This is a genomic window from Pseudomonas sp. EGD-AK9, from assembly GCF_000465935.2.
Classification (GTDB): domain Bacteria; phylum Pseudomonadota; class Gammaproteobacteria; order Pseudomonadales; family Pseudomonadaceae; genus Aquipseudomonas.
Window position 1 is genome coordinate 57,052 of record NZ_AVOF01000129.1, and the last position, 23,693, is coordinate 80,744.

General features: G+C 62.5%; 21 protein-coding genes and 1 pseudogene. 14 read left to right on the forward strand and 8 right to left on the reverse strand.

Annotated features, from left to right (window positions below; all coding sequences use genetic code 11):
• Positions 1 to 30 precede the first annotated feature (30 nt).
• Complete coding sequence (locus N878_RS07280; protein WP_036987509.1) at positions 31 to 1,707, reverse strand: DUF1302 domain-containing protein; 1,677 nt, start codon at positions 1,705 to 1,707, stop codon at positions 31 to 33.
• Positions 1,708 to 1,728: 21 nt separating this feature from the next.
• Positions 1,729 to 3,153, reverse strand: coding sequence for a DUF1329 domain-containing protein (locus N878_RS07285; protein ID WP_031302871.1), 1,425 nt, complete (start codon positions 3,151 to 3,153; stop codon positions 1,729 to 1,731).
• Positions 3,154 to 3,597: 444 nt separating this feature from the next.
• Here N878_RS07285 and N878_RS07290 point away from each other — a divergent pair, with 444 nt between their 5' ends.
• Complete coding sequence (locus N878_RS07290; protein WP_021443011.1) at positions 3,598 to 4,179, forward strand: TetR/AcrR family transcriptional regulator; 582 nt, start codon at positions 3,598 to 3,600, stop codon at positions 4,177 to 4,179.
• Between the two features lie 74 nt (positions 4,180 to 4,253).
• On the opposite strand, the gene N878_RS07295 is transcribed toward N878_RS07290, so the two are convergent.
• The 6 genes from N878_RS07295 to N878_RS28880 all read right to left on the reverse strand — a co-directional run bounded on the left by N878_RS07295 (position 4,254) and on the right by N878_RS28880 (position 12,908).
• Positions 4,254 to 5,324: a phosphotransferase family protein gene (locus tag N878_RS07295; protein ID WP_021443012.1), complete on the reverse strand. Its 1,071-nt coding sequence runs from the start codon at positions 5,322 to 5,324 to the stop codon at positions 4,254 to 4,256.
• An 85-nt stretch (positions 5,325 to 5,409) separates the two neighbouring features.
• Positions 5,410 to 8,439 (reverse strand): efflux RND transporter permease subunit, encoded by a 3,030-nt coding sequence (locus N878_RS07300; RefSeq protein ID WP_021443013.1) that lies wholly within the window; start codon positions 8,437 to 8,439, stop codon positions 5,410 to 5,412.
• Positions 8,440 to 8,443: 4 nt separating this feature from the next.
• Entirely contained in the window at positions 8,444 to 9,535 is a 1,092-nt protein-coding gene (locus tag N878_RS07305) for an efflux RND transporter periplasmic adaptor subunit (RefSeq protein ID WP_021443014.1), read from the reverse strand.
• Positions 9,536 to 9,552: 17 nt separating this feature from the next.
• A complete protein-coding gene (locus N878_RS07310) occupies positions 9,553 to 10,335 on the reverse strand; it encodes an SDR family NAD(P)-dependent oxidoreductase (RefSeq protein WP_021443015.1) in 783 nt (260 codons plus the stop codon).
• Between the two features lie 142 nt (positions 10,336 to 10,477).
• Positions 10,478 to 12,637 carry a 3-hydroxyacyl-CoA dehydrogenase NAD-binding domain-containing protein gene (locus N878_RS07315; RefSeq protein WP_051365805.1) on the reverse strand — a complete coding sequence of 720 codons (2,160 nt, stop codon included), beginning with the start codon at positions 12,635 to 12,637 and terminating at the stop codon, positions 10,478 to 10,480.
• A 124-nt stretch (positions 12,638 to 12,761) separates the two neighbouring features.
• Positions 12,762 to 12,908: a hypothetical protein gene (locus tag N878_RS28880; RefSeq protein ID WP_021443018.1), complete on the reverse strand. Its 147-nt coding sequence runs from the start codon at positions 12,906 to 12,908 to the stop codon at positions 12,762 to 12,764.
• A gap of 301 nt (positions 12,909 to 13,209) precedes the next feature.
• On the opposite strand from N878_RS28880, the gene N878_RS07320 reads away from it, so the two are divergent.
• The 13 genes and pseudogenes from N878_RS07320 to N878_RS07370 all read left to right on the forward strand — a co-directional run bounded on the left by N878_RS07320 (position 13,210) and on the right by N878_RS07370 (position 23,692).
• On the forward strand, positions 13,210 to 14,256 hold the full coding sequence (locus tag N878_RS07320; RefSeq protein ID WP_021443019.1) for an AraC family transcriptional regulator: 1,047 nt from the start codon (positions 13,210 to 13,212) through the stop codon (positions 14,254 to 14,256).
• Positions 14,257 to 14,284: 28 nt separating this feature from the next.
• Complete coding sequence (locus N878_RS07325; protein WP_021443020.1) at positions 14,285 to 15,364, forward strand: AraC family transcriptional regulator; 1,080 nt, start codon at positions 14,285 to 14,287, stop codon at positions 15,362 to 15,364.
• A gap of 628 nt (positions 15,365 to 15,992) precedes the next feature.
• Entirely contained in the window at positions 15,993 to 16,262 is a 270-nt protein-coding gene (locus N878_RS26700) for a hypothetical protein (protein WP_082457814.1), read from the forward strand.
• On the forward strand, positions 16,259 to 16,558 hold the full coding sequence (locus N878_RS07330; protein WP_021443021.1) for a LasR-specific antiactivator QslA: 300 nt from the start codon (positions 16,259 to 16,261) through the stop codon (positions 16,556 to 16,558). The genes N878_RS26700 and N878_RS07330 overlap by 4 nt, the downstream gene beginning before the upstream one ends.
• 245 nt (positions 16,559 to 16,803) lie before the next feature.
• Positions 16,804 to 17,211 carry a PAAR domain-containing protein gene (locus N878_RS26705; protein WP_082457815.1) on the forward strand — a complete coding sequence of 136 codons (408 nt, stop codon included), beginning with the start codon at positions 16,804 to 16,806 and terminating at the stop codon, positions 17,209 to 17,211.
• Positions 17,208 to 17,738 (forward strand): DUF4123 domain-containing protein, encoded by a 531-nt coding sequence (locus tag N878_RS07335; protein WP_021443022.1) that lies wholly within the window; start codon positions 17,208 to 17,210, stop codon positions 17,736 to 17,738. The genes N878_RS26705 and N878_RS07335 overlap by 4 nt, the downstream gene beginning before the upstream one ends.
• Positions 17,731 to 18,093: a hypothetical protein gene (locus tag N878_RS07340; protein ID WP_031302877.1), complete on the forward strand. Its 363-nt coding sequence runs from the start codon at positions 17,731 to 17,733 to the stop codon at positions 18,091 to 18,093. The genes N878_RS07335 and N878_RS07340 overlap by 8 nt, the downstream gene beginning before the upstream one ends.
• A gap of 340 nt (positions 18,094 to 18,433) precedes the next feature.
• Complete coding sequence (locus N878_RS29815; protein WP_305728920.1) at positions 18,434 to 18,916, forward strand: restriction endonuclease fold toxin 5 domain-containing protein; 483 nt, start codon at positions 18,434 to 18,436, stop codon at positions 18,914 to 18,916.
• A gap of 9 nt (positions 18,917 to 18,925) precedes the next feature.
• On the forward strand, positions 18,926 to 19,648 hold the full coding sequence (locus N878_RS07345; RefSeq protein WP_021443024.1) for an Imm52 family immunity protein: 723 nt from the start codon (positions 18,926 to 18,928) through the stop codon (positions 19,646 to 19,648).
• Positions 19,649 to 19,983: 335 nt separating this feature from the next.
• Positions 19,984 to 20,496, forward strand: a complete 513-nt coding sequence (locus N878_RS07350; RefSeq protein WP_021443025.1) for an antirestriction protein ArdA — start codon at positions 19,984 to 19,986, stop codon at positions 20,494 to 20,496.
• Between the two features lie 994 nt (positions 20,497 to 21,490).
• Positions 21,491 to 22,126: pseudogene (gene parA / locus N878_RS07355) on the forward strand (ParA family partition ATPase).
• A complete protein-coding gene (locus N878_RS07360) occupies positions 22,123 to 22,356 on the forward strand; it encodes a hypothetical protein (RefSeq protein ID WP_031302878.1) in 234 nt (77 codons plus the stop codon). Before parA ends, N878_RS07360 begins: the two are co-directional and overlap by 4 nt.
• A 1,075-nt stretch (positions 22,357 to 23,431) precedes the next feature.
• A complete protein-coding gene (locus tag N878_RS07370; RefSeq protein ID WP_021443029.1) occupies positions 23,432 to 23,692 on the forward strand; it encodes a helix-turn-helix transcriptional regulator in 261 nt (86 codons plus the stop codon).
• Position 23,693 lies beyond the last annotated feature (1 nt).

Genomic DNA, 23,693 nt, shown 5'->3' on the forward strand with positions numbered 1-23,693 from the left:
TGTCTACAACAGGAGTATTCACTGCATGCCTCACATCGAGTGCGAAATCGCCAGGCCAACGTAATCGCGATCACGCAGCATCTGGTCGTAGGAGGTGTCGCCATCGTTGAACTTCGCGTAGTTCAAGCTGACCTGCCAGTTACCCGGGTTGCGCACGAAGTTCAGGTACAGGTTCATTGCGCTGGCATCGCGGGTGTAGGTCGAATAGATCGATGGCGTGCGACCATTGCCCAGCGACTGCTGGTAGTAGATGCCCGGGGTCACCGTCCAGCCCGGAATCAGGCTGCCGTCATAGGTCAGGCTGAAGTCGAGGTGGATTCCCGAGGAGGTCGCGTTGCCGTGGGATTTGGGCGGGAACTGCGACAGATCCTCGACCCAGGTATTGGCCCCCGGGGCAACCAGCTCGCCGTCGTAGCTGTCATGCAGGCCCGGATATTTCACCAGCACCAGTTCCGTCAGCAGGGTACCGGTGCTGGCCCCGGTGAAGTCGAGCAAATCCGGGGAGTTGGCGTTGGTCATGCTGTAGATGCCGGTCAGGTGCCACTGGAATTTCTTGGTGTCCTTCCAGCACTCCCCTCCCCGTCCCGAGCAAGGCGCAGGGCCGAATGCGAGGCCTGGCAAGGGGTTGAGCGGCACCGCCTCCTTGGGTCGATAGGACAGCTCGGTACCCACGGCCCAGTCGCCGACCGGCAGGTTGGCACTGATGCCGTAGAGCATACGGTCTTCCGGGTAGACCCAGGTGGGCGCGAAGGTGCCCTGGTCGTAGCGCGCCTGCGGCAGCTTGTCGTGATAACGCATCACGTAGAAGCCGTAGTTGACGTCGCTGTCCTGCGGCTGCCAGCGTACCGAGAGGCCCCACTGACCGCTGTCGCGGGCGTCCTTATCGTCGTAGCCGTACTCCTCCATGCCCTCGCCGATCACGTTGTAGGTCGACCAGTAGCTGCCCACCGGCGGCAGTTCGCTCTTGTTCCAGCCGAACTGGTAGTAGGCCTCGACGTTCACGCCGTAACCGAGCCCGGTGGCGACGCTGAGCATCGGCGCCGGCAGCACGGCTTCCTTGAGCTGCACCCCCGGGCTCGAGAGGGCCTGGAAGTCATAGGCGTTGGTGGCGTTGATGCCGCCGATGGCGAACAGGCTCTCGCCCCAGTTGATCACCTGGTTACCCAGGCGCGCCCGCACCCGCTGATCGGCCACATCGAAGCCCTTGCTCACCCACAGATCGAGCAGGCGCGCCTTGAACTTCAGTTCGTCACGCGCATCATCGGTCAGCCCGTCGCTGCCGATATCCGAGCCCATGGCCTGCCAGAACTGGGTTTCGGCACCCAGCGTTCCCGTGGTGTCGGTGGCGGCGAAGTCCCGCTTCCAGCTGCCACGCGCCATGAAGGTGAAGTCCTCGGGAAACTTCAATACCAGTTCGTGAACGCCCTTGATGTAGTTGGTGAACAAATCGCCCTTGTCGTAGTTCAGGTTGCCCTGATCGCCGATACCGGAGACGGTCGGATCCAGACAGCCACCAGGAGCACCGCTCCCGGTCGCACCGGCATTGATCAGATCGCACCCCTGAGACTGGGTGCGCACACCCATGCCCCAGCCAATGGTGGAATCGAACGAACCGCGGATAGTCTCCGTCTCGAAGGTGAAGCCCATGGCCAGCGGTGCTGTGCACGCAATGACCAGACCTGATGCTTTAGAAATTATTCTTTTCATGTCGGCTCCCAAAGTTCGCAATTAGCGTTCGCTGATGGTCCGCAGGTTGTCGGAGGTGTAGAAGTCGCGCTTCATCCGCGGATTGCCTTCGCCCTCGGTCAGCCAGCGGTGATCCTTCTTGCCCACGCCGATGGAGGTCATGTCGTACAGGTAACGCCCATCGACCAGGTTGTACTGGACCTGGGCCGCGACATCGCAGCTGCCGGTCTCGTAGACCGGGATCAGCTGACCTTCGCGCACCTTCCAGATCTGCCCTTGCTTGTCGTAGTCGACCGCCAGCAGGCCGTTCCAGCTGTCTTCATCGATGTAGAAGACCCGTTTCGGCGCCTGGTGGCGCATGCCCTGACGCACCGTGGCCTCGACGACCCAGACACGATGCAGCTCGTAGCGGCGGTACTCGGGGGCGAAGTAGTCGGGCTGGGCCACGGCATCGAGTTTGGCCGAGGTGTCATAGGCGCCGAAGGCGTTGTAGGGCACGATCAGCTCCTGCTTGCCGATCAGTTTCCAGTCGAAGCGATCCAGGGGGCCGTAGAAGATGTTCGACTCGTCGATGGTGTACTGGTTGTCGAGGCCGATCTGCGGCGCGTCGTAGGAGTAGGCGGGCATGCGGCGTACGCGACGCTGGCCGGGGAAGTAATAGAAGGTGGTGGTCTCCTCGCCGGCCTTGGTGGTAAGCACACCGGCCTGTCCAGCCAGGGACACCGGGTCGTAGTAGCTGAAGTAGGTGGCGGTTTCCAGTCGGTCATGGGACGAGAACAGCGAGCTGCCCTTCTCCCCCCACGGGGTGTACATGTTCCAGTCCAGCGAGGTACGCAGCCAGTCGCCACCAGCCTTGCGCGGCGAGATGCCAGAGATGGTCTTGGACATGACGAAGCCGACGCCGCGGTAATGCATCTTCATGTTCCACATCACCTCCGCCCCGGTGGTCGGCATGGGGAAGGGAATGCCCGGCACATGAGCCTCCTGAAGGGCCAGACCGGCGCTGTCCAGGGTGGCGAAGCCAAGGTTCTTCTTGGTGTTCTCGGCGACGAAATCCGGTACGCCACAGCTGCGGCGGGTGGGGTAGACATCCATGCGGAAGCCCGGCAGCTTGTTGAACAACTCCAGCTGGGCGGGCGCCAGCTTGCTCGCATACTGCGAGACATTGCTGGCGTCGATGCTATAGAGCGGCTTGTCGTCCTTGAACTTCCAGTGCTGGCCACGCACCTCACCGTAGCTCCAGTTCCCGCCCTGCGGGCCAGGTGCAGCCCATGCCGGAATCGCCCCATCGGCGCTGGCCGCTGCCTCTGCTCCCAGCGGAGTCAGCTTGGTACCCAGCAGTGCAGGATCCTGCTCCGCAGCCTGAACCGCACAGATGGCGGCGGATGCCGCCAATGCCATGACCAGATGCCTTGCGCCACTGAAGGTGGAGATACCGAGGCGCGAGCGCTCAATTACTTCATTCATTGGAAAGTCCTCATGGGGCTTGAACCGGCCACCCGAGCTTCCTGGCGGGGAGAATCGGGCTGTGCCACACTTTTGGTCAAATGACTTGATCACTTGACCAAGTCATTTGACCAAGGCAAAACACATGCCACCCTCACAAACTAAAATTATCCCTTTTATTTCAATAAGTTATGCAATTTATGCCACCCTGGCGGCGATACCCAAATACCCAGCACGCACCATCTCGGTCAGCACGCCGCACCATTCTGGGTATTTACGAAACACACGTTATGTTTATTTGAAGGAGCTGTCCGTTTGTCGATCTGCCCGCATGCGTCGGGCAGGGAACAGCGCAACAGCCAATACGGCTCGACCCGTTACCCGGCGGATGCCGATGCGGTAGCATCCGCCGGCGTCGAGTCCCATGAAGACAGTTAAGCAGTAGCCAAAGGAGATCAGATAGCTATGGCCAGAGTGGGCGCTGAACTGCGCAGACAGGACTTCGTAGAGGCGACCGTCAAGGTGATCGCCGAACATGGCGTTGCCAACGCCACGACGCGGCGCATCGCGGCAGCGGCGGATTGCCCTCTGGCAACGCTGCACTACGTGTTCCGCACCAAGGACGAGCTGTTCTATGCGGTGTACGAATCGCTGTTCAACCTGCCCCATCAGGCGCTGGAGCATGTGGCCGCCGGTTCGACCGCAGCCGATAGCGCGGCAGAGATGCTGCGCCACCTGATCACCTGGCTGACCGAGCATCCGGAACTGGCCAAGGCGCAGACCGAGCTCTTCTACTGGACGCTGCGTAACAATCCGGAGATGGCGAGCAAGATCTTCGCGGTGGCCTCCGAGGCCATCGAGCGCGAGCTCGAGCGGGCCATCGGCAATCAACTCGATCCTGCGTTCCTGCAATCGACCAGCCGCTTGCTCATTCAACTGGCCGACGGTCTGATCATCGCCTGGGCCGCTCACAGGGACTCGGCGCGGCTCAAGAGCGAAACCGAGACGGCCTGCCGGGCGCTGCAACTGTTCGTGGCCAACCGCTGAACGCTCAGCGCCGACGCCCTTTTCGCCCTGTTCGGCCGGGGGCTTGCAGCCCCCGAGCGGCAACGCGATGCACCTTATAGGCGCGACTGAGAAATAACCTGCAGGGCCGCCTGTTCCAGCAGCCGATTCATCTGGATGAACTCGGCAAAGCGCGGGTCCCGCGTCTGGCCAAGGTAGAAGCGGTAGTAGATCTGCTGGACGATGCCGGCCAGGCGGAACAGCCCGTAGCAGTAGTAGTAATCCAGGTTGTCGATGACAGGCAGCCCGGCGCGCTCGGCGTAGTAGTCGGCGAACTGCTGGCGAGTGAGCATGCCCGGGGCGTTGCTCGGCTGGCGGCGGATCGACTGCATGGGCTGCGGGTCGCCCGCCTCGATCCAGTAGGCCAGGGTGTTGCCCAGGTCCATCAGCGGATCGCCGAGGGTGGTCAGCTCCCAGTCCAGCACGCCGATGATCTCGCTCGGGTTCTGCGGGTTGAGGATGACGTTGTCGAAGCGGTAGTCGTTGTGCACGATGCCCGGCTTGGGGTGATCGGCCGGCATCTTGTCGCGCAGCCAGGCCTTGACCGGCTCCCAGGTGGGCGCATCGGGGGTCAGGGCCTTCTCGTAACGGCTGATCCAGCCGCCGATCTGGCGCTCCACATAGCCTTGCGGCTTACCCAGGTCGCCGAGGCCGCAGGCGTTGTAGTCGACCTTGTGCAGCTCGACCAGCTTGTCGATAAAGCTCTTGCACAGCGAGCTGGTCTGCTCGGGCGAGAAGTTCAGCTCGGCCGGCATCTCCGAGCGCAGGATGATGCCCTTGACCCGTTCCATCACGTAGAACTCGGCGCCGATCACCGACTCGTCGGTGCAGTGCACGTAGGCCTTGGGGCAGTAGGGAAAACCGGCGTTGAGCTGGTTGAGGATGCGGTATTCGCGGCCCATGTCGTGCGCCGACTTGGCCTTGTGACCGAACGGCGGACGACGCAGGACGAACTCCTGTTCGGGGTATTCGATCAGGTAGGTCAGGTTCGAGGCGCCGCCAGGGAACTGGCTGATCTTCGCTTCGCCGCTCAGGCCGGGAATGTGGGCCTTGAGGTAGGTATCGATAACGGCGGCGTCGAGTTCTTCGCCGGAGCGGATACCGATGCTTTGGTCTGTCAGCGTCATGCTCGTCTCATCTGTTGCGGGTTGTTGAACTGGACCTCTCGACTCGATGCGCCGGCCATCGGCCATCGGCCGCCGAGCCGAGGACTTATGGTGCTCGGTAGATCAGCGCATAGAACACCGGTAGCACGACCATGGTGAGGACGGTCGCAAACAGCAGACCGCCGATGATGGTGATGGCCATGGATACGAAGAAGGCGTCGAAGACCAAGGGGATCATGCCGAGCGCTGTGGTCAGCGCGGCCATCGCCACCGGGCGCAGGCGGCTCGCCCCGGCATCGATGATCGCCGGTAGCAATTCCTTGCCTTCGTCGCATTCCAAATCGATCTGCTCGATCAACACGATGGCGTTCTTGATCAGCATGCCGATCAGGCTGAGGAAACCGAGCAAGGCCATGAAGCCGAAGGGCTGCCCGGTGAGCAGCAGGCCGGCGGTCACGCCGATCAGGGCCAGCGGCACGCATAGCCAGATCACCAGTGGCTGGCGCAGCGTGTTGAACATCATGATGGTGATCAGCACCATGACCGCGATGAATACCGGGATGGTCGCGGCAAGGCCGGCCTGGGCCTTGCCGGCGTCCTCGTACTCCCCGCCCCACTGCAGGCTGTAGCCGGGCGGCAGCGGCAAGGCTTCGACCTGCGGGCGCAGCCGCGAGAACAGGTCGTTGGCATTGCCTTGCCTCGGGTCGGCGTAGACGGTGAGCGTGCGCTTGCGGTCGCGCCGATGGATCAACTCGTCCTCGAAGGTGGTTTCGAACGACCGAACCACCTGCTGCAACGGAATCATCCGCTGCGCCACCGGGCTCCAGATCTGCAGATTCGCCAGGCCATCGATGTCGTTACGCGACGCTTCGTCGACACGCACGATGATCGGCAGCAGCAGGTCCGCCTCGCGATGGACGCCCGCGGTCACGCCCTGGAAACCCTCCTGGATCGCCGTCGCCACCATGGCACGGGTGATGCCGTTGACGTTGGCCTGCTCCTCGGCCAGGGTCGCTTGCACCAGCTTTACCCGTTGCCGCCAATCGGTGCGCACCGCCTTGGCGTTGGGATCTTGCCGAAAGATTTGCTGCACCTGATCGCCGAGCCGGCGCAGCTCGCTCGGGTCGGGGCCGCTGAGCCGGGCCTGAATCTTGCCGCTCACCCCCGTGCCGAGTTCGAACGGCGAGGCATAGGCCAGTGCGTCCGGGAAGCGGGAGGCGAGTTCGGTCTCGACTTTCGCCATGAGGCCGGCGATGACGCGGTAATCGTCCACGCTGACCAGAAACTGCGCATAAGCCGGGTTGGGCTGCTCCGGCTGGTAGGTGAGCAGGAAGCGCAGCGCGCCCTCGCCCAGGGTGGTGGTCACGTGCGTCACCCCGTCCTGCTCCAGCAGCAAGCGCTCGACCCGCTCGGCTTCGGCGCGCGTAGCGTCTATATGGGTGCCCTGGGGAAGCCAGTAATCCACCATGAACTGGGGACGCGTCGAGCTGGGGAAGAAGCTCTGCTCGACCAGGGTAAAGCCCCACAGCGAGACGGCGAACAGGCCGGCCACGCTTGCCGTGCTCAGGTAGCGGCGCCTGATACAGGCACGCAGCAAGTCCTCGTAACGGCGGTAGAAGCGGCCGCCGTAGGGATCGACGCCCGCCTGATCGGCCGTGGGCGCCTTCAGGAACATGACGCAGAGCAGCGGCGTCACCGTGACCGCGGTCACCCAACTCAGCAGCAGCGAGACCATCACCACCTGGAACAGCGAGCGACAGAACTCGCCGGTGGCGTCGTTCGAGGTACCGATCGCGGCAAACGCCAGTATCGCGATCAGGGTGGCGCCGAGCAGCGGCCAGGCCGATTGCTTGACGACGGTGGAAGCCGCCTGTTCGGCACTCTCGCCCTTCTGCATGCGGATGAGCACACCGTCGACCACCACGATGGCGTTGTCGACCAGCATGCCCAGCGCGATGATCAAGGCGCCCAGCGAGATACGCTCGAGCGCGACGCCCATCGGTTCGAGAAACAGGAAGGAGCCGGCGATGGTCAGCAGCAGCACGAAACCGATCAGCAGCCCGCTGCGCAGGCCCATGAACAGCAGCAGTACCGCAACGACGATGGCAACCGCCTCCAGCAGGCTCTCGACGAAGCCCGAGATGGCGGTGGTGACGGCCTCCGACTGCAGGGACACGATGCCGAACTCCATGCCGACCGGGCGCTGCCCCTCAAGCTCCGCCATGCGTGCCTGCAGTGCCTCGCCCATGGTCACCACGTTGCCACCGGAGACGGTGGAAATGCCGAGGCCGATACCGGTCCGACCGTCGAAGCGGATTTCGGCGGTGCTTGGCTCTACATAGCCGCGACGGATGCTGGCGAGGTCGCGCAGATGGAACTGCCGGCCGTCGCCACCATGGATCAGCAAGGCCTCGAAATCGCCCACCGAACTGAGCCCACCCGATGGCGCCAGGGTGACGAAGGCCGAGCCCACCCGCGCTCGACCGGCATCCGTCGCCACGCCCTTCTGCCGCAGTTCCTCGACTATGGCGGCGGGCGCAAGACCCAGCTGCGACAGACGGTCACTGTTGAACTCGACGAAGATGGCCTCGCGGCGCTCGCCGAAGGTGGTGATCTTGCCGACGTCCTGCACCAGCAGCAACTCGCGGCGCAGCCCATCCACGTAGTCTTTGAGCTCGGCATAGCTGTAGCCGTCGCCGGTGACCACCAGAAACACGCTGTAGACGTCGCCGTAGTCGTCGAGCACGATCGACGGCCCGGCACCCGGCGGCAGATCACGCTGCACATCGTCGATCTTGCGCCGCAGCTCGTCCCAGACCTGGGGCAAACTCTCGCGATCATAGTTGTCCTTGACGGTCACGGTCAGCGTCGACAGCCCACGCTCGGACTTCGAGCGCACGCGCTCCAGCTGCCCGAGTTGCTGTACGGCTTTCTCCAGTCGGTCGCTGACTTCCTGCTCCACCTCCAGGGCCGACGCCCCGGCGTAGGGCGTGACGACCAGTGCCTCCTTGATGGTGAACTCCGGGTCTTCCAGGCGGCTCATGCCGTTATAGGTCAATAGCCCGGCGACGAGCATCGCCCCGGTGAGTACCAGGGTGACCAGGCGCTTCCTGATGGCGACGGCGGCGATATCCATCGGCTCAATCCTCCAGGGCGTGCACGGGGAAGCCGTCGCTGAGCGTGTGCACGCCCGAGACCGCGATGCGGTCGCCAACCGCCAGCCCGGAAGTTACCAAGACGCTGTCGCCGCTGAGCTCACCCAGGGTCACAGGGTGTTGCTGCACCGTGCCGCTCTGCGCATCGAAGAGCCAGACAAAGGCTGTGTTGTCGGGCGCGGCGACCACGGCATCGGCGGGAACGTGCAGGCCAGCTACTGCGTTTTCCGCCGGCAAGTTGTAGGCGACGTGCCCGGTCATCCCGGGGCTGACGCTGCTGCCAGGCGGCGGTTCGAAGCCGACGGTGACGCGGAACGTGCGGGTCACCGGGTCGGCCATGCTGGCGAAAGCGGTGATCCTCGCCGCAATCGGTTGATCGGGCAGCGAACTCAGCACCACGCGGATCTGCGAGTTGATCTCCTCTATGTCCGCGGCCGAGTCGACACGCTGCGAGCGAACCCAGAGCGCCTCGGGAACCTGGACACGCATCTCCATGGCATCGTCGCTTTGCAGTATCAGTACCGGCTGCTTGGCCTGCACATTGGCGAAGTCTTCCACCAGCTTGCGCGCGACACGTCCGACGAAGGGCGCGCGCAGCACCGTGTCCTCGATGGCCTTGGTGGCCTGGCGCAGGTTCGCTTCGGCCACCGCCAGGTTACGCCGGGCGCGATCGAGTTCCTGCGCCGCCACGGCCCTTGCCTTGAACGCCGCCTCGTAGCGCTTGAACTCCAGTTGCGCGGCGTTGCGTTCCGCTCTGGCCCTATCTCGCTCCGCCTCGTAGTCCCTGGGGTCGAGTCGTGCCACTACGGTACCGGCCTCGACTCTCTGCCCCTCGGTGACTGGAATATCGATGATCCGCCCGGAGACCTCGAAGGCCATATCCGATTGCTTGACCGCCGAAACGCTGCCGGGAAACCTCAGCGTTCGAGCGGCCTCGGTTTCGCCCAGGGTGAACAGCTTCACCGGTCGCGATATCGGTTGGGCCGCTTCCTGCTCCGGTTCAGTGCATCCGGAAAGCGCCAGGGCGACGGTCAAGCACAGAGACGCCGCCAGGATGAGGCGTTTACTTGGTTTCATGTGCGCCCCCTTCGACGTCAAAGGCTACCCACCAGATGACCGCCATCGACCGCCAGCACGCTGCCGGTCATGAACGCGCCGGCATCGCTGGCCAGGAGCAGGAACGGCCCTTCCAGCTCCTCCAGCTCGCCCAGCCGGCGCATCGGCACCATGGCGCGGATGTAGCCATCGCCCTTGTCGCCCGCGAAGAAGGCCTCGTTCATCTCGGTCTTGAAGTAGCCCGGGGCGATGGCGTTGACCCGGATGCCGAAGCGCGCCAGCTCCAGCGCCAGCGATTTGGTCAGTTGCACCACGCCGGCCTTGGCCGCGCAGTAGTGGCTGTAGCCGGTGCCGACGCGCAGGCCGAGGATCGAGGCAACGTTGACGATGCTGCCGCCGCGCCCGGCCTGGGCCAGGCGTTGTGCGGCAACCTGGGCCACGCGCCAGACGCCGTCGAGGTTGGTCGACAGCATGGCGCGCCAATCCTCCTCGCTGATTTCCAGCGGGCGCTGGCCATTGCCGATGCCGGCGTTGTTGAGCACCACCTCGACCACGCCGAAGTGCGCCTCGGCGGCAGCGAAGGCCGCCTCCACGCTGGCCCGGTCGGTGACGTCGAGCACCACCGACAGCGCCTGACCGCCCTGCACTTCGATATCGGCGGCGAGCTGCGTCAGCCGCTCGATGCGCCGCGCCGCCAGTACCACCTGGGCACCGGCACGAGCCGCCACCTTCGCCAGGTGCGCGCCGATGCCGCTGGAGGCACCGGTAATCAGCACCACGCGATTGGCGAGGGAGAAGTTCTGGGCGTAATGGTGAGTCATCGGTAAACCTCGGACAGCAGGAAAAGCACCTTGCCCCGGCAGCGCAGCGTATCGGCTGGCTGGCCAGGCTCGGCGGGTTGACATATCAGGGAACCGGCAGGCCCAACCACCAAGAGCCGGGTGTCGGTAGCGAGTGGGGTTCTTAGCGCACCCGCTCAAGAAATTTCAGGTTTGCCCCGGCCGATTGGGCTGGGAGCCGTTCGATTCGCTTGCGGCCGGCGGCCACCAGGCGCTCCAACAATGGCGCCGGGCGGAACCACATCTCACCGTACTCGCCAAGCGCACGGCGGTAGTGCTGGATGCCGCTCAGGATCTTGTCCAGCCCCAGGTGCTCGGCGTAGTGCATGGGCCCGCCGAGGTGGGCGGGAAAGCCGTAACCGTTGATCCAGACCAGGTCGATATCGCTGGCGCGCAGAGCGATGCCTTCGTCCAGCAACTGGATACCCTCGTTGATCAGCATGAACAGACAGCGGTCATGGATCTCCTGCTCGCCAATGCGGCGTCGCGACACCTGCAGCTCGTCGGCCAGGCGCGCAGACAGTGCCTCCACCTCGTCGTCTTCCTGACGGTTACGTCCCTGGTAGAGATAGAAGCCACGCCCGGATTTCTGTCCGTAGCGGCCCATGGCGTACAGCTCGTCACCGAGGCGGCAATAGCTCTCGTCGTGGGCAGAAGCGGCACGATTGGAACTGCGGATCAGGAAGTTCACGTCGATGCCGGCCAGATCTAGCATGCTGAACACGCCCATGTTCAGATCCAGGCCGGTGAGCACGGCGTCCACCTGCGACGGTGTGGCCCCCTCCAGCACCAGGCGGTGAGCCTCGCGCGCGTAGGGTTCGAGCATGCGATTGCCGATGAAACCGAAGCAGACGCCGGAGATCACCGGCAGCTTGCCGATACGTCTGGCGATGGCCATGGTGGTGGCCAGTACGTCCGGCGCCGTGGCCTGGCCGCGCACCACCTCGAGCAGGCGCATGACGTTGGCCGGGCTGAAGAAGTGCAGGCCGATCACGTCCTGCGGACGAGAAACGACCGCGGCAATCGCGTCGACATCCAGCGACGAGGTGTTGCTGGCCAGGATCGCTCCCGGCTTGCACAGCTTATCCAGCGTACGGAATACCTGCTGCTTGATCTCCATTTTCTCGAACACGGCCTCGATCACCAGATCGGCATCGGCCAGATCGGCATAGTCGAGGGTGCCGAACAGCAGCTCCATGCGCTGCTGCATCTGCTCGGCAGTCAACTTGCCGCGCTTGAGACTGACCTCGTAGTTCTTGCGGATCTGCGTCAGGCCACGATCCAGTGCCTCTCCCTCGAGCTCGAGCAGCGCCACCGGGATGCCGGCATTGGCGAAATTCATGGCGATGCCGCCACCCATGGTGCCGGCGCCGATGATCGCCACCTTGTCGATACGGCGCAGGCGGATGTCCTCTCCGATACCTGGAATCCGTGCCGCCTCGCGCTCGGCGAAGAACACGTGTCGCAGCGCCTTGGACTGACGCGAAGCCTCGGCCCTCTTGAACAGCGCCATTTCTTGCGCCAGCCCTTCCTCCAGCGGCAGCAGGCAGGCGGCTTCCATTGCCGAGAGCACAAGGCGCGGCGCCAGGCGGCTCTTCCAGCGGGGCTCGTGTTCGGCGCGGTAGCGGGCGAGAAAGTCATCCGGCAAACCTTCCGCCGGCTCCGGCCAGGCCTCGGCCGGACGCGCAGGGGCGCAGCAGCCGATCAGCTCGTAGGCATAGGCCTTGGCCTCGTCCAGCAACTGCTCGGCGCTGGGCGCGATGCGGTCGAGGATGCCCAGCAGGCGGGCGGTCTGCGCATCGACCTGTTCGCCCGAGAGAATCATGTTCAGCGCCGATTCGACGCCTATCAGCCGCGGCAGGCGCTGAGTACCGCCCGCACCGGGGAGTAAACCCAGATTGATCTCCGCCAGACCTAGTCGTGTACTTGGTTCACCTATGCGATAACCGCAAGCCAACGCCAGTTCCAGGCCACCACCCAAGGCGAACCCGCCGATAGCGGCAACCATAGGCTTATGGATCTCGGCAAGGCGCACCAGGATGCTGGGAAGATCGGGTTCAGCGAAGGACGCATCGGTGCCCAACTCCCGGATATCGGCACCGGCACTGAATAAGCCATGCTCACCGTAGATGATAATGGCCTGGACTCGCGGGTCAGACGCGGCTCGTTCACAGGCCTCGCTAATGGCCGCTCGCATCGAAAGGTCCAAGGCGTTGACCGGTGCACGATCAAGGCCAATCAAGGCCAGCCCGTCGTCGAGGCGGTAGTGAATCAGGTCGCTCATTCGAGATCCTTGGATAGCGCGCCCGGCAATCGGGCCTGGCAGGTTGCATGTCAAAAAAACAGTCGATCACATGCTCAAGGCATGAGCGTCGAACAGGCCGGACACCGTGGCGGCCCTTGCGTCGTCAAAAATGTCGGAAAACGTCGCCGAAGCTGGCAATCGGATACACCGGCTGAGGCTTGGCGGCGCTCATCCTGGCCGGGAACTCACAGGAGTAGATGGCACCCGCCAACAGGGCCACGCTCAGACAGGCGAAGAAGACTCGACGCATGGCGAACCTCCGTCGTTCGGCCGCAGCCAAACGCAGTGTCTTTTATTGTTAGGTGGCGAAATTTTGATCAGATCTCAGGGTTGGCGCTTTGCAGATGGCGCCATAAAATATTCAATTCACATCGCATCCATAGCGGGCGACGCGCAGCTCAGGGAGCGCCGAAAACAGGGCACGAGCCCCGGCTGGCAGAAAAGCGAGCCACGCCACGCAACCGTCCGAGGATTTCGGACCTTGGTGTAGGAACAGCAATGCGCTTCAACCGGCCTTGTGCTTCATCCAATCAACCGTTCGGACATTCGCGATGACGTCCTTCGTCCATGGCATCGCCCTGCTGGGCTTCGAAGACTTCGCGCTCACCCAAGCGCTGGATCCACACGCCACCTTGGCGGAGATCGGCTTGCCCAGCGACGTCCAGGACGGCGTGATCTCCGGCGCGCAATTCAACGCTCTGCTGGAGCTGTGCGCGCAGCGTGCGGCCAACCCTCTGTTTGGTCTGCAGTTTGGCCTGCACCAGGGCGCGCAGGCCTTGGGCAATCTGCTGTATGCAATCCAGAATGCCGCCTCGGTGGGTGAAGCGCTGCGGGCCTTGATCAAGTACTTCCATGTCCACAGCAACGGCGCGCAGCTGCAGCTCGAGTGTCACGGCGGATGCGCAAGGCTCCTGTACGAGGTGACGGATGGGGAGGCCCACTCGGTCCGTCAGACCGTGGAGCTGGCCATGGGGATAAGCGCGCATCTGATGCACAGCCTGCTGCTACACGCCTGGAAGCCGCGTGGACTGCTGCTCAGGCATTCGCCCGGCGCAGAGCCCGGCGCATACCGCCGCGAGCTGGGAATCACGCCCCGCTTCAACAGCCCGGTCAATGCCTGGGTATTCGACGAGTCGCTCCTGAATATGCCGCTCAGCGCCGCGGACGAGAGGCTCTGCCAACTGGCCCGGTTTCATCTCGAGGAACTGGCGCGGATCACCCTGCAGGAGCTGCCCGGCCATGTGCAGAAGCTGCTACGCATCTGGCTTCCCCATGGCCAGGTGACCATCGAGCAGATTGCCGAACACCTGAAGCTCAGTCCCCGCTCCCTGCAACGCTATCTCCAGGCGCAAGACACCAACTTTCAGGCGCTGCTGGACGACACGCGACAGGGGATGGCCACGCGTTACCTGCGCGACTCCTCCCTCAGCTTGACCCAGCTTGCCGGCCTTCTCGGCTATGCCGACCTCAGCGCATTCTCCCGCGCCTTCAGGCGCTGGAACGGCCTCAGCCCACAACAGTGGAAACGCCACCAGCCGCCGACACCAACTGCTCCTCGTTCGCCGGCTCACCCAGCCGCGGATCATCCGTTTGACTGACGCCAGGCCACCCAACGAGTAGCAGATCATGTCCTTCAACCCTTTCGTCCGCACTCTCAGCCTCGTCGGCTTCGCCGAGTTCGCCAGCCAGCAAGGGCTCAACCCGACGGACATGCTGCGTCGTGCGGCGCTGCCCCAGGAGAGCCTGGAACGGCACGACGGCATCATTGCCTTCCACCGCTACTGCGCGCTGCTGGATATCTGCCAACGCCAGTCGGGCAACGCGTTATTCGGCTTGCAGCTCGGGCTGTTCCAGGGCGTCAACATATTCGGCGAATTGCTCTATCTGATTCGCAATGCGCAGACGGTCGGCGACGCCCTGGATGAGCTTCGGGCCAACTACTCCCTGTACAACGGCGCGGCTGACATAGACTTCGATATCGACGGCGATACCACCACCCTAAGCTACCGGGTCAATCAACTCGACCTGCCCGGCTTGCCCCAGGCCGAGGAACTGGCTTGCGGTGTCGGTGTGCAGTTGCTGCATGCCCTGCTGGGCGATGGTTGGCGCCCCGGGGCTATCCTGCTACGGCACCCGGCTCTGCAGGACGAGGAAGGCTATCGGCAAGCGTTCGGTTTTCTGCCCCGTTTTTCGGCGCACTGCAGTGGTCTTCAATTTGCGACCTCTGAACTCTCGTTGCCGCTGGGCGCTGCCGATACCAGGCTGCACCAACTGACCGTCGAGCATATGAAGAAGTTGGAGCGCCTGTCGGCCGGCGACCTGCCCAGTTACGTCAGGCAACTGCTCCGCCATCTGCTGCCCAGCGGCCGCGCCACCGTCGAGAAGGTCGCCGACTGCATGGCTCTCAGTACCAGCACGCTGCAGCGCCGCCTAACTCGGGAAGGCACATCCTTCCAGCAACTGCTCGATGAAACACGCCAGGACATGGCCTGCCGCTACCTGGAAGACCCGTTCATCAGCATGGTGCAGATGTCGGGGCTACTGGGGTACTCGAACCACAGTGGATTCTGTCGGGCATTCAACCGCTGGTTCCAGGTCACGCCCCTTGAATGGCAAAGGCGCCACTGCCCCAATCGACAGCCACGCCTGCTGCGCGACTCGCGCTTGAATGCCTTGCAGAGAGGAACCGAAGGCGACACTCCATAGACCTCCGGTTCCGCCTGCCCCGGTTCGTGCCGCAGATCTGCCTTGGTCTATACTCGCGCCGCTGCCCACCCGGCCGATTCGCATCGGGCAAGGATGCCGGCCGGACTGGGCACTCGCGGCCACAGCCCTTTTCCCAAGATGCTTGAGATGTTCTCACTTCCGCGCTGACGAACGCTGCTTGGCCTGTACCAGGCCGACCGGCCACTTTCTTGGCTCTAGGACCGCGCCCTCCAAGCGCTCAGATAACAAGCACTCCAACTACGCCACAGTAGGTTGCCATCCCGAAACCCTCGGGCTAGAGTGCGCCCGTCGTGGTCAATCCCACGACCGGGCGTCAGAACCCGATCAATCGAGGGCGCGGTTGCGTCATAGCGAAGCGGTGAACACTTCAGTGTTTGCTATCGCTTTCCTATGGCAGGCCGTGCGGGGCAGGCTTTTGCCTGGCCGGTTCCCTCGGTTACCGGTTTCTGACCCCCGTACGGTCTGCCACCATACTGCGTCAGAACGGTTGGTGGCAGCTCCTTAATCAAACCGAGGAGCATAAGGAAAATGCGCTACCACCTTTTTACCCAAGGGCTCCGCCTTGGGCTGCTGGTCTTGCTGTCCACCTCTGATCTGGAGGTGCGCCATGGCTGAGTTCGAATCCTGCGTTGTACCTTTCCCACTGCAGCGAAGCCCGCTGCATGAGTCTGAACGCTCTCCCCTAGCCTCTGAAGCTGCGGCTGAACTACGCGGCGTCATGCTCGGCAATTTGCTGGATCAACTGGCTGAACCTGATGGGCTGCAGCCGGCAGATCTGCGCGTACGCATCGCTGCTTACTCAGCTCTGGCTCTGCTCGATGAGATGGTCGTGCTCTATCGCCGCGCGCTCTCCGAAGTGCGAGGAGGTGCCAGATGAGCAAGGACGTCATAACTTGCCTTCCGCCTCACGACGGCCATCCAGGCGTAGAGATCGCCTGGGCTGCAGACTGCAGGGAGGCATTCAACCAGGGCGTAAAGCTGGCCCAGACCTGGCTCGACAACGCCCGCAACGGCTGGCTCTGGGCAGTCATGATCGCCGAGCGCGACTTACTGCCATGCGCGATAGAAAGGCGAGCGTTCGAGGTGGGCTTCCTGAGTCGGATTCACCAGCGAATCTGCACACCCAAGTGCAACGGCAGCCAATCCGTTGAAGCCCTGTCCCTGAATGTGTAAGGGAGATATTCGAGCCGGCAGTTCCGGCTCGACCCCACGCATCGAAATAATTTCTTACACACGTAGCGAGCCCAGTCCTTACGCGGGACTGGGACCATACGCGCAAAAATTTGCGCAATTCATTCCTGCTAATGTCGCGCGAAATCTGGCTGGGGCAAATCGTGTTCAGGCTTCTCAAGGGGATCTGGCCGACCCTCTCGCCATCTTCTTCGAAGCGACATCGCGCTCATGCAAGGATCTGCAAAATGAGTGGGAAACCAGCAGCACGCGTTACCGACCCGACTGCCTGCCCTATCCCTGGACACGGCACTAATCCAATCGTTTCTGGCTCCCCAGACGTCCTGTTCGACGGTTTGCCAGCGGCCCGCCAAGGCGACCCTACTGCTTGTGGCTCGGGATTAGCGAGCAACCTTGTTGCCAATGTTTTTATCAATGGCTTGCCCGTCGCGACTCTAGGTAGCGTAGGAAATCACGGGAATGTTGTGGTCGGTGGCTCTGGCACCGTGATCATCGGCAATACGCATACCGCTGCCGCCGTTGCGGCTCCGCTAGCTCTGCCTGTGGCTACGAAAATTTGCCTACCCTGCCTACTGCTGGCTGCCAGTCGCAACCAAACGTTCGTACCGCTGGAATCACTCGGAGTCCGGCAATGAGTGGGGCCAACGGTTTTCGCGGTATCGAAGACGAGATGCGGATACGTCTTGCAGATACCCCAGGGCTTAAGCTTTACGCGCTTGTCGACGGAGCCCGCTACCTGACCTTGGGCGCCCGCTTGGATCAGGCCTCTGATCGGTGGCAGTGGCTGTTGGCCGGCACAGAGTTGGATGCAATCAAGCAAGGTGGCCCAGCCCTTGTGCTGTTGGAAGAAAGCAGCGAGTTGCAGCACTGGCTCGTAAACCGAGACCGCAAAGAACCCTGGGTGTCATGGCTATTGAGTACCAAGAGCTTCGAGACCCTGTCCCAGCATCTTGGCTCGCTTCTGTTCACTCGGCTTCCCGACGGTAGGAAGTCGCTCTTCCGTTATTACAATCCGGTTGTTCGGCGGGCACTTGATAGCGTACTGACCACGGAACAGCGTCAACAAATGATGCGGCCTATCGAGCATTGGCTGGTATGGCAGCCGTTGGAGGCCCGCTACCTCCCTCTAGATGCAGATATCCAAGGGGGGCAGCATGCTTGAACTGTCGAGCGAGCAAGTCGCACAGCTTGATGCAGTGCGCCGCGACGAATCCATCGAAAGGTTGCTACTGGAGGTGCGAGCGCAAGATCCGAATTGGTTTGCTCGGCATGGCCTGACAGGAGGCACCAGCTACTTGGCCGGGTATCGACGGCACGCCGAGGGGTTTGGCCTTACCGACCCTCAGGTGATCGAGGATTTCATGCGTTACGGACTCATGTTCCCTGACTTTCACAGAGATGATGCGTTCGTGTCCTGGATGAAACGTCCGGTCGCCGACTCGCCTGAGCAACGCTTCAAAGACTATCAGAGCGTCATGAAGTTCGTCTGGAAGCTCAAGAACACCACATGGAACTGACAAGGAGTCGTCTGATATGGGTGGTTTGATCACCGCTGCAGGAAACGCACTGGGCAGTCCCGGCGCAACTATGGGCCTTCGCGCAACACCTCGGTTCGGGCCGGGTATGCCTTTGGCTCGCCCACCGGCTCCCCGCCTTCCAATGCCTACAGCTCGGCCCTCCCCTCGTCCTGTGCCAGAGACACTTCCCCAGTCGGGAGCTCGGCCCGTTCCACGCCCCATTCCACAGCCTCAGGTACTGCCGAAAACGCGTACTGCTGACAAGGCAGACGAGCGCACACGTACCTGCGATGCAGAACGAGACGACGAGTGCATTGATTGCCCTCCCACAGAGGGCACCATGGCGGTGGCCAACAACGGTAAAGGGCACTCCATGTCGGATCTGTCTTCGCGATACCAGGCCTGGGTAACCGGATTTCCTCCGCCTTACGAATGGCGATGGAACGAAACCTGGTGGGATGGATTCGAAGAACCGCGCTGCACTCTGCTTGAAGCCAAGGCCAACTACGCGTTCATGTTTGTACCTTTGTTGGGTGTCCCAAAGCCCTGGGCACCGGTCAAAGCAGTTCTTGTAGACCCGGCACGCCGCCACTCGGCCAAGGCAAGGCCAACGCCACCAGTCAGAGTCGAATGGCACTTTCTACAGCGCATCGTCTACGAGCACTGCTCCAGTCAATATCGCCGTTTGGGGCTGACCAATCTGACAGCCTTCTGGAATCCAATGCCGAACACCCCTGAGCATGACGAATATCAGGATCACCGTGAGCGTGAGCAACGCGAATTCGACGACTACTACCGGGATAATCCCGATCTGATTGCCTGAGGAGCCAGCATGGCAAATTCTTTCCGGTCCTTTGTATTCAAGATGCGCTTCAACAAACGCGCGATCGCTGCGGTGCCCCATGAGGAGCAGTTGGAGCGCATACACCGCTACCTGGGTGCGTTGGGCCAGTTACATCCGCTTCTTGGCAAATGGTATTTACAAGGTGCCTCAGTTCAGGACGCGTTGAGCAATGACGTGCTGAGCGCCCCCCAAGCGTTGTCCGAGGCTGCCGCCGCAAGTTTCGACGCCGAGTATCCAACATGGCTGTCGGTAGCTGTGTGGAATGGACAGGAAGATCCGCTGCAGGGAGGCCTGGCCTTCAGCTATGACGCACACGACATGGAATCCATATCCAGCATGGATTTCGAAGATGCCGGAGCTCTGGTATCAGCTCTTGAGAACCCACGGCCGGTGATAGTGGAAATGCTTCGTCTAGCGTTATCCATGTGGCCTGAAATCGATTGGGGTGTGGTCGCCCCCAGCAGGTACTACCTGGATGGCCAAACCTTCTCCGACCGGCAAACCATCGGCTGGATCGGTTTCTGCCCACACTCGCTAAACCCCAGCGATTTCCCAGATGCGGACGAGCTGATCGACATACCGGAGCGCGGCACGCTGTTGGTGAACTGCGCCCAGGTGATGGATGAACGGAATCGAGAGCACTTCCGTATTGTCGGCACGCTGGATACCAAGCTCGTCGAACTCGGCTATCTACCCCTCTTCAACAATTGACGTCGCTCCAAGGGCTGTCTTCAGAGACAGACTCGGTCCTCTGGCTAGGCGTTGCCGGGTAGATACACCCGGCAGCTGAAATGGCCTCGGCATTTCGCCTCGCCGAGTAATTCTGGATGCCGTCACCAGCCGATGGTGACGCCCCTACCTCTCCACGAGCAGGGGTTCTTGCCCCCTCAAAATCAAGAAAAATAGACGGTTTCCACCCGGCCGCTGCGCTGGGTGGAGCCTCCGCGATTTTTCCTGATTTTTTCACGACCGCCTTAGTCGCCCTAGTCGGCAGGGGTTCATGCGCAGCGCAAGCGCAGAACCCTGAAGACGAAGGAGCGAAAGCCATGAGCGAAGAAATCAGGATCTACGTTGCCGACCTGGCCGCCTACAACGCCGGTCATCTGCATGGCGTCTGGATCGATGCCACCCTGGAGCTGGACGACATCCAGGCGCAGGTCGACGCCATGCTGGCGGCCTCGCCGGTCGAGGGGGCAGAGGAATACGCCATCCATGACTTCGAGGGCTTCGACGGCTACCGCCTCGGCGAATACGAGGGCCTCGAACACGTCCATGAGATAGCGTGTTTCATCGAGGAGTACCCCGAATTCGGCGGCGCCCTGCTCGCTCATTTCAATGACCTTGAGCAGGCAAGCAAGGCAGCCGAAGAAGATTACTGCGGCTGCTACAGCTCGCTGGCCGACTACGCCCAGGAGCTGACCGAGGAAACCACCCGCATTCCGCAGCACCTAGCCATGTACATCGACTACCGCGCCATGGCCCGCGAGATGGAGTACAGCGGCGACCTGTTCACCCTGGAGACCGGCTTCGAGCAGGTGCACGTGTTCTGGAATCGCTAGACCAGCGGAAGGCACCGGGGCGACCCGGTGCCTTGTTTTTTGCGCCCCTGTCCCGTCGGCCACCCGCGCGCCCCACCCGCAAGGCTGATGCACGGGTGCGCGCCCCCGGCGATCAGCCTGGTGCAACCACGTTGTGCTGCCAGTTGATTGAGACCGTTACGGTCTTACGTTTTTGCCCAAATCCGTCGATCCGTATCCACGGATTTACGGATTGGTGGGGAAGCGGATTTACGGTTTTACGAATTTACGGAAATCCGCAGATGCGGTTTTCCGGTTTTGCAGAAAGCCGTAGAACCGCACCTTCGGAGACTGCAGCCACACACGCCATATGCCGCCCGTTGGGCGAGACTGCGAAACGCGAGCTCACACACGAACAGACCAAGGTCTACCAATGAGGCCCGCCTGTTCACCCTTGAGCCACGCTCAACGACAGCGGCTAGAAACGCCTCCAGAGCCCCTTAGAACGCCTCAGCCGCGTTACCCCATCTGCACCCTTTCCCAAGTCACCTGAAGCGCCTCAACGCGCTCCTGGACCGTTTCCGGCAAACTCGCACAGGCCCGGAGGACGACCATCGGCGCCAACTCCAGCACGAGGACGATGCGCCGTGGATCGTGACACATCTCCTGCGCGCAGTTATCTCGAGCCTGCCCGCACCTAGCTCCGGGATCGGAGCCACCCCATGCCTAGAAAACCGCTGAAACATCGCAGCGCTTGCCCCCCAGGCGAGCGGATCTCCGGCGCGTGCCGTATACAGCACGGGGATAACTTCGGGAAAAGCTGTGAATCGCGACGTGCTATCGGGCGCACGCCGGCCCGTGCTATCAGGAGCGCCCGGCACGTGCCATCAGGCGCATGAACTCCGCTGCAGGCCACGGCTGGCGCGGCTTCCAGCCTCCCTTAACTTAACTAACTTAAAAGCTCTAACTTGTTATTGGGGAGGCCCCCTGCTGTGGACAGGCCCTGATCGGGGCTGTTTGGCCGGGGAGAAACGGCCTGACCCTCGCCCTGCTCAACCAGAAAGGCGGGGTGGGCAAGACCACCCTAGCCCCCCATATCGCCGGCGAACTGGCCCTGCGCGGGCAGAACGTCATCCTGCTCGATGCCGACCCGCAGGGCTCGGCGCTGGACTGGACCCAGCGGCGCAGCCAGCATGGCTTATCCAGGCTGTTCAGCGCCGTCGGCCTGGCGCGCGAAACGCTGCACCAGGAAGCCCCGGAGCTGGCTCGTCGCGCCGATCACGTGATCATCGACGGACCACTGCGCATCGCCGCCCTTGCCCACTCCGCGTTGCTGGCGGCGAATCGAGTGTAGCCAGTGCAGCAGAGCTCCTACGACCTGTGGGCCAGCGCGGAGATGGTCGAAATGATCCGCGAGGCGCAGGTGTTCAGGCCCACGTTGCCCGCGGCGCTTGCCATCAATCGCCGCATCCGCACCACGGTGATCGGCAGCGAAGCAGGCAGCGCCTTGGCCGACCAACCGCTGCCGGCGCTGCAGGCCGAAGTACGCCAGCGCATCGCCTTCACCGAAAGCGTGGCAGCAGGTCGCCTGGCATGCGAATTGGCACCCGACAGCGCCGCCGCGCGCGAGGTCAGCAGCCTGGTCGACGAGCTGCTGAGGTGGTCGCCATGAGCAACAAGCGCATCAGTATCGGTGCACGCCCACTGGCCGATCCGCAGGCCGAAGCCTGGATGCGCCAGGGCGCCACCGTCGACAGCGGCAAGGTCGAGCGCTATAGCGCACGGCTGACGCTGGACGTGACGCCGGCACTGCGCACACGGATCAAGCTGGCGGCCTTCGACCGCGGCGTGACCATGGCGGAAATGCAGCGCGAAGTGCGGAAGCAGCAGGCCACGTCATGACACCAGGGACTCACCAGGCATGACGACCACTGACACTGCCCGCAGGCAGCATATTCGCCCTGGGTTGGGCGGCGCTCACAACGTCGCCACCGCAGTTGGTCTACAACGCGTCCGACAGCGTGCCCGTCGGCTGGTATTGCACTTCGCCGGCCAACTCACTGGCGCTTGGCAATCTGATGCTGGTTCACCTACCGCCGGAGGCAATGCAATGGCTGCGCAGCACGGCAACTTGCTGGCGACCGCACCGTTGTTGAAGACCGTGGTGGCGATGGTGCCGCAGCGCGTGTGCATAAGGCCATCAGAGGCGATACGCATCAATGGCGTCCTTATGGACAGAAGCTTGGGATAGGAACGACAGGGTCGCGCGCTGCCAGCCTGTCAGACCCGCCGGCGCCTGGTTGGCGATGAACCGCCCCTGCTCAGCAGCACCAACCCGAAGGCATTCGACAGTCGCCACTTCGGTCCGCTGTCTGTCGGCGGGATGATCGTTCTGGCGCAGCTCTTGTGCTCGGACTCATGTCGATGAGCTGTCCATTAACGCGTCGATCTAGATGTCGATAGCGTGTTGCGCGGCGTGTGTAGTCGGGCACCGCGGACCTGCGGATACCTCAGCCCTCAGCTACCGCCTAGCGACTGCGAGATCCTTAGTATCCCCCAGCCTGATTACGCTGCTCAGGAGCACAAAGGCACGGGAAAAGCGGAGGGCAAGATAAAAGGGGGCGGCACTTCGTTGGCCCGGAAAGCAGTCTGCACGGGGGTTGGAGACGGCACTCAATGAGTGCATCGGCGTGCTGCGCACAGCGCAAACGCCCAGCAGCGCTGGCTTTGGCGCGTGCCTAGCACTCCTCATTGCGATCAGCTTGGAACAGACTTCGATAACCGTACCTCAGCCGGAAACCGATGCAGGTACCGAGTCACGCCCGGCACGTTGTAGCCCTTAAGCCACAAAAAAGCTCTGGATCACCTATTCTGTAGCCTGTGAGCCACAAGCCAATGTCGACGACACTTGTGAGAATGTAGCCCAAGAGCTACATTCTTCGGCATTGGAACTATTTTTGACGCCCAAGGGCTACAAATGACCTCTCTCTACGATGTTTCTGAAATGCTGAAACAGGCGCGTGGAGACGCGAAGCTAAGCCAGGAAGCGCTGGCCAGCCGAGCCGGTGTCTCGCGCACAACGGTTGCCCGCATGGAGACACTGGCCAAAGGCGATATGAGCGTCTCAGCGCTGGTCCGCCTACTGGAGGCGGCTGGCTACGACTTGAAGCTAGTTAAGGCCGGTCACGAACGTACGGTTGAAGACATCCTCAACGAGCAGCGGTCAGGGAGCGCTTGAG

Bases quoted from the DNA above. Each gene is read 5' to 3' on its own strand.
- N878_RS07280 (WP_036987509.1), bottom strand. From the start codon at position 1,707: ATGAAAAGAATAATTTCTAAAGCATCAGGTCTGGTCATTGCGTGCACA.
- N878_RS07285 (WP_031302871.1), bottom strand. From the start codon at position 3,153: ATGAATGAAGTAATTGAGCGCTCGCGCCTCGGTATCTCCACCTTCAGT.
- N878_RS07290 (WP_021443011.1), top strand. From the start codon at position 3,598: ATGGCCAGAGTGGGCGCTGAACTGCGCAGACAGGACTTCGTAGAGGCG.
- N878_RS07295 (WP_021443012.1), bottom strand. From the start codon at position 5,324: ATGACGCTGACAGACCAAAGCATCGGTATCCGCTCCGGCGAAGAACTC.
- N878_RS07300 (WP_021443013.1), bottom strand. From the start codon at position 8,439: ATGGATATCGCCGCCGTCGCCATCAGGAAGCGCCTGGTCACCCTGGTA.
- N878_RS07305 (WP_021443014.1), bottom strand. From the start codon at position 9,535: ATGAAACCAAGTAAACGCCTCATCCTGGCGGCGTCTCTGTGCTTGACC.
- N878_RS07310 (WP_021443015.1), bottom strand. From the start codon at position 10,335: ATGACTCACCATTACGCCCAGAACTTCTCCCTCGCCAATCGCGTGGTG.
- N878_RS07315 (WP_051365805.1), bottom strand. From the start codon at position 12,637: ATGAGCGACCTGATTCACTACCGCCTCGACGACGGGCTGGCCTTGATT.
- N878_RS28880 (WP_021443018.1), bottom strand. From the start codon at position 12,908: ATGCGTCGAGTCTTCTTCGCCTGTCTGAGCGTGGCCCTGTTGGCGGGT.
- N878_RS07320 (WP_021443019.1), top strand. From the start codon at position 13,210: ATGACGTCCTTCGTCCATGGCATCGCCCTGCTGGGCTTCGAAGACTTC.
- N878_RS07325 (WP_021443020.1), top strand. From the start codon at position 14,285: ATGTCCTTCAACCCTTTCGTCCGCACTCTCAGCCTCGTCGGCTTCGCC.
- N878_RS26700 (WP_082457814.1), top strand. From the start codon at position 15,993: ATGGCTGAGTTCGAATCCTGCGTTGTACCTTTCCCACTGCAGCGAAGC.
- N878_RS07330 (WP_021443021.1), top strand. From the start codon at position 16,259: ATGAGCAAGGACGTCATAACTTGCCTTCCGCCTCACGACGGCCATCCA.
- N878_RS26705 (WP_082457815.1), top strand. From the start codon at position 16,804: ATGAGTGGGAAACCAGCAGCACGCGTTACCGACCCGACTGCCTGCCCT.
- N878_RS07335 (WP_021443022.1), top strand. From the start codon at position 17,208: ATGAGTGGGGCCAACGGTTTTCGCGGTATCGAAGACGAGATGCGGATA.
- N878_RS07340 (WP_031302877.1), top strand. From the start codon at position 17,731: ATGCTTGAACTGTCGAGCGAGCAAGTCGCACAGCTTGATGCAGTGCGC.
- N878_RS29815 (WP_305728920.1), top strand. From the start codon at position 18,434: ATGGCGGTGGCCAACAACGGTAAAGGGCACTCCATGTCGGATCTGTCT.
- N878_RS07345 (WP_021443024.1), top strand. From the start codon at position 18,926: ATGGCAAATTCTTTCCGGTCCTTTGTATTCAAGATGCGCTTCAACAAA.
- N878_RS07350 (WP_021443025.1), top strand. From the start codon at position 19,984: ATGAGCGAAGAAATCAGGATCTACGTTGCCGACCTGGCCGCCTACAAC.
- N878_RS07360 (WP_031302878.1), top strand. From the start codon at position 22,123: ATGAGCAACAAGCGCATCAGTATCGGTGCACGCCCACTGGCCGATCCG.
- N878_RS07370 (WP_021443029.1), top strand. From the start codon at position 23,432: ATGACCTCTCTCTACGATGTTTCTGAAATGCTGAAACAGGCGCGTGGA.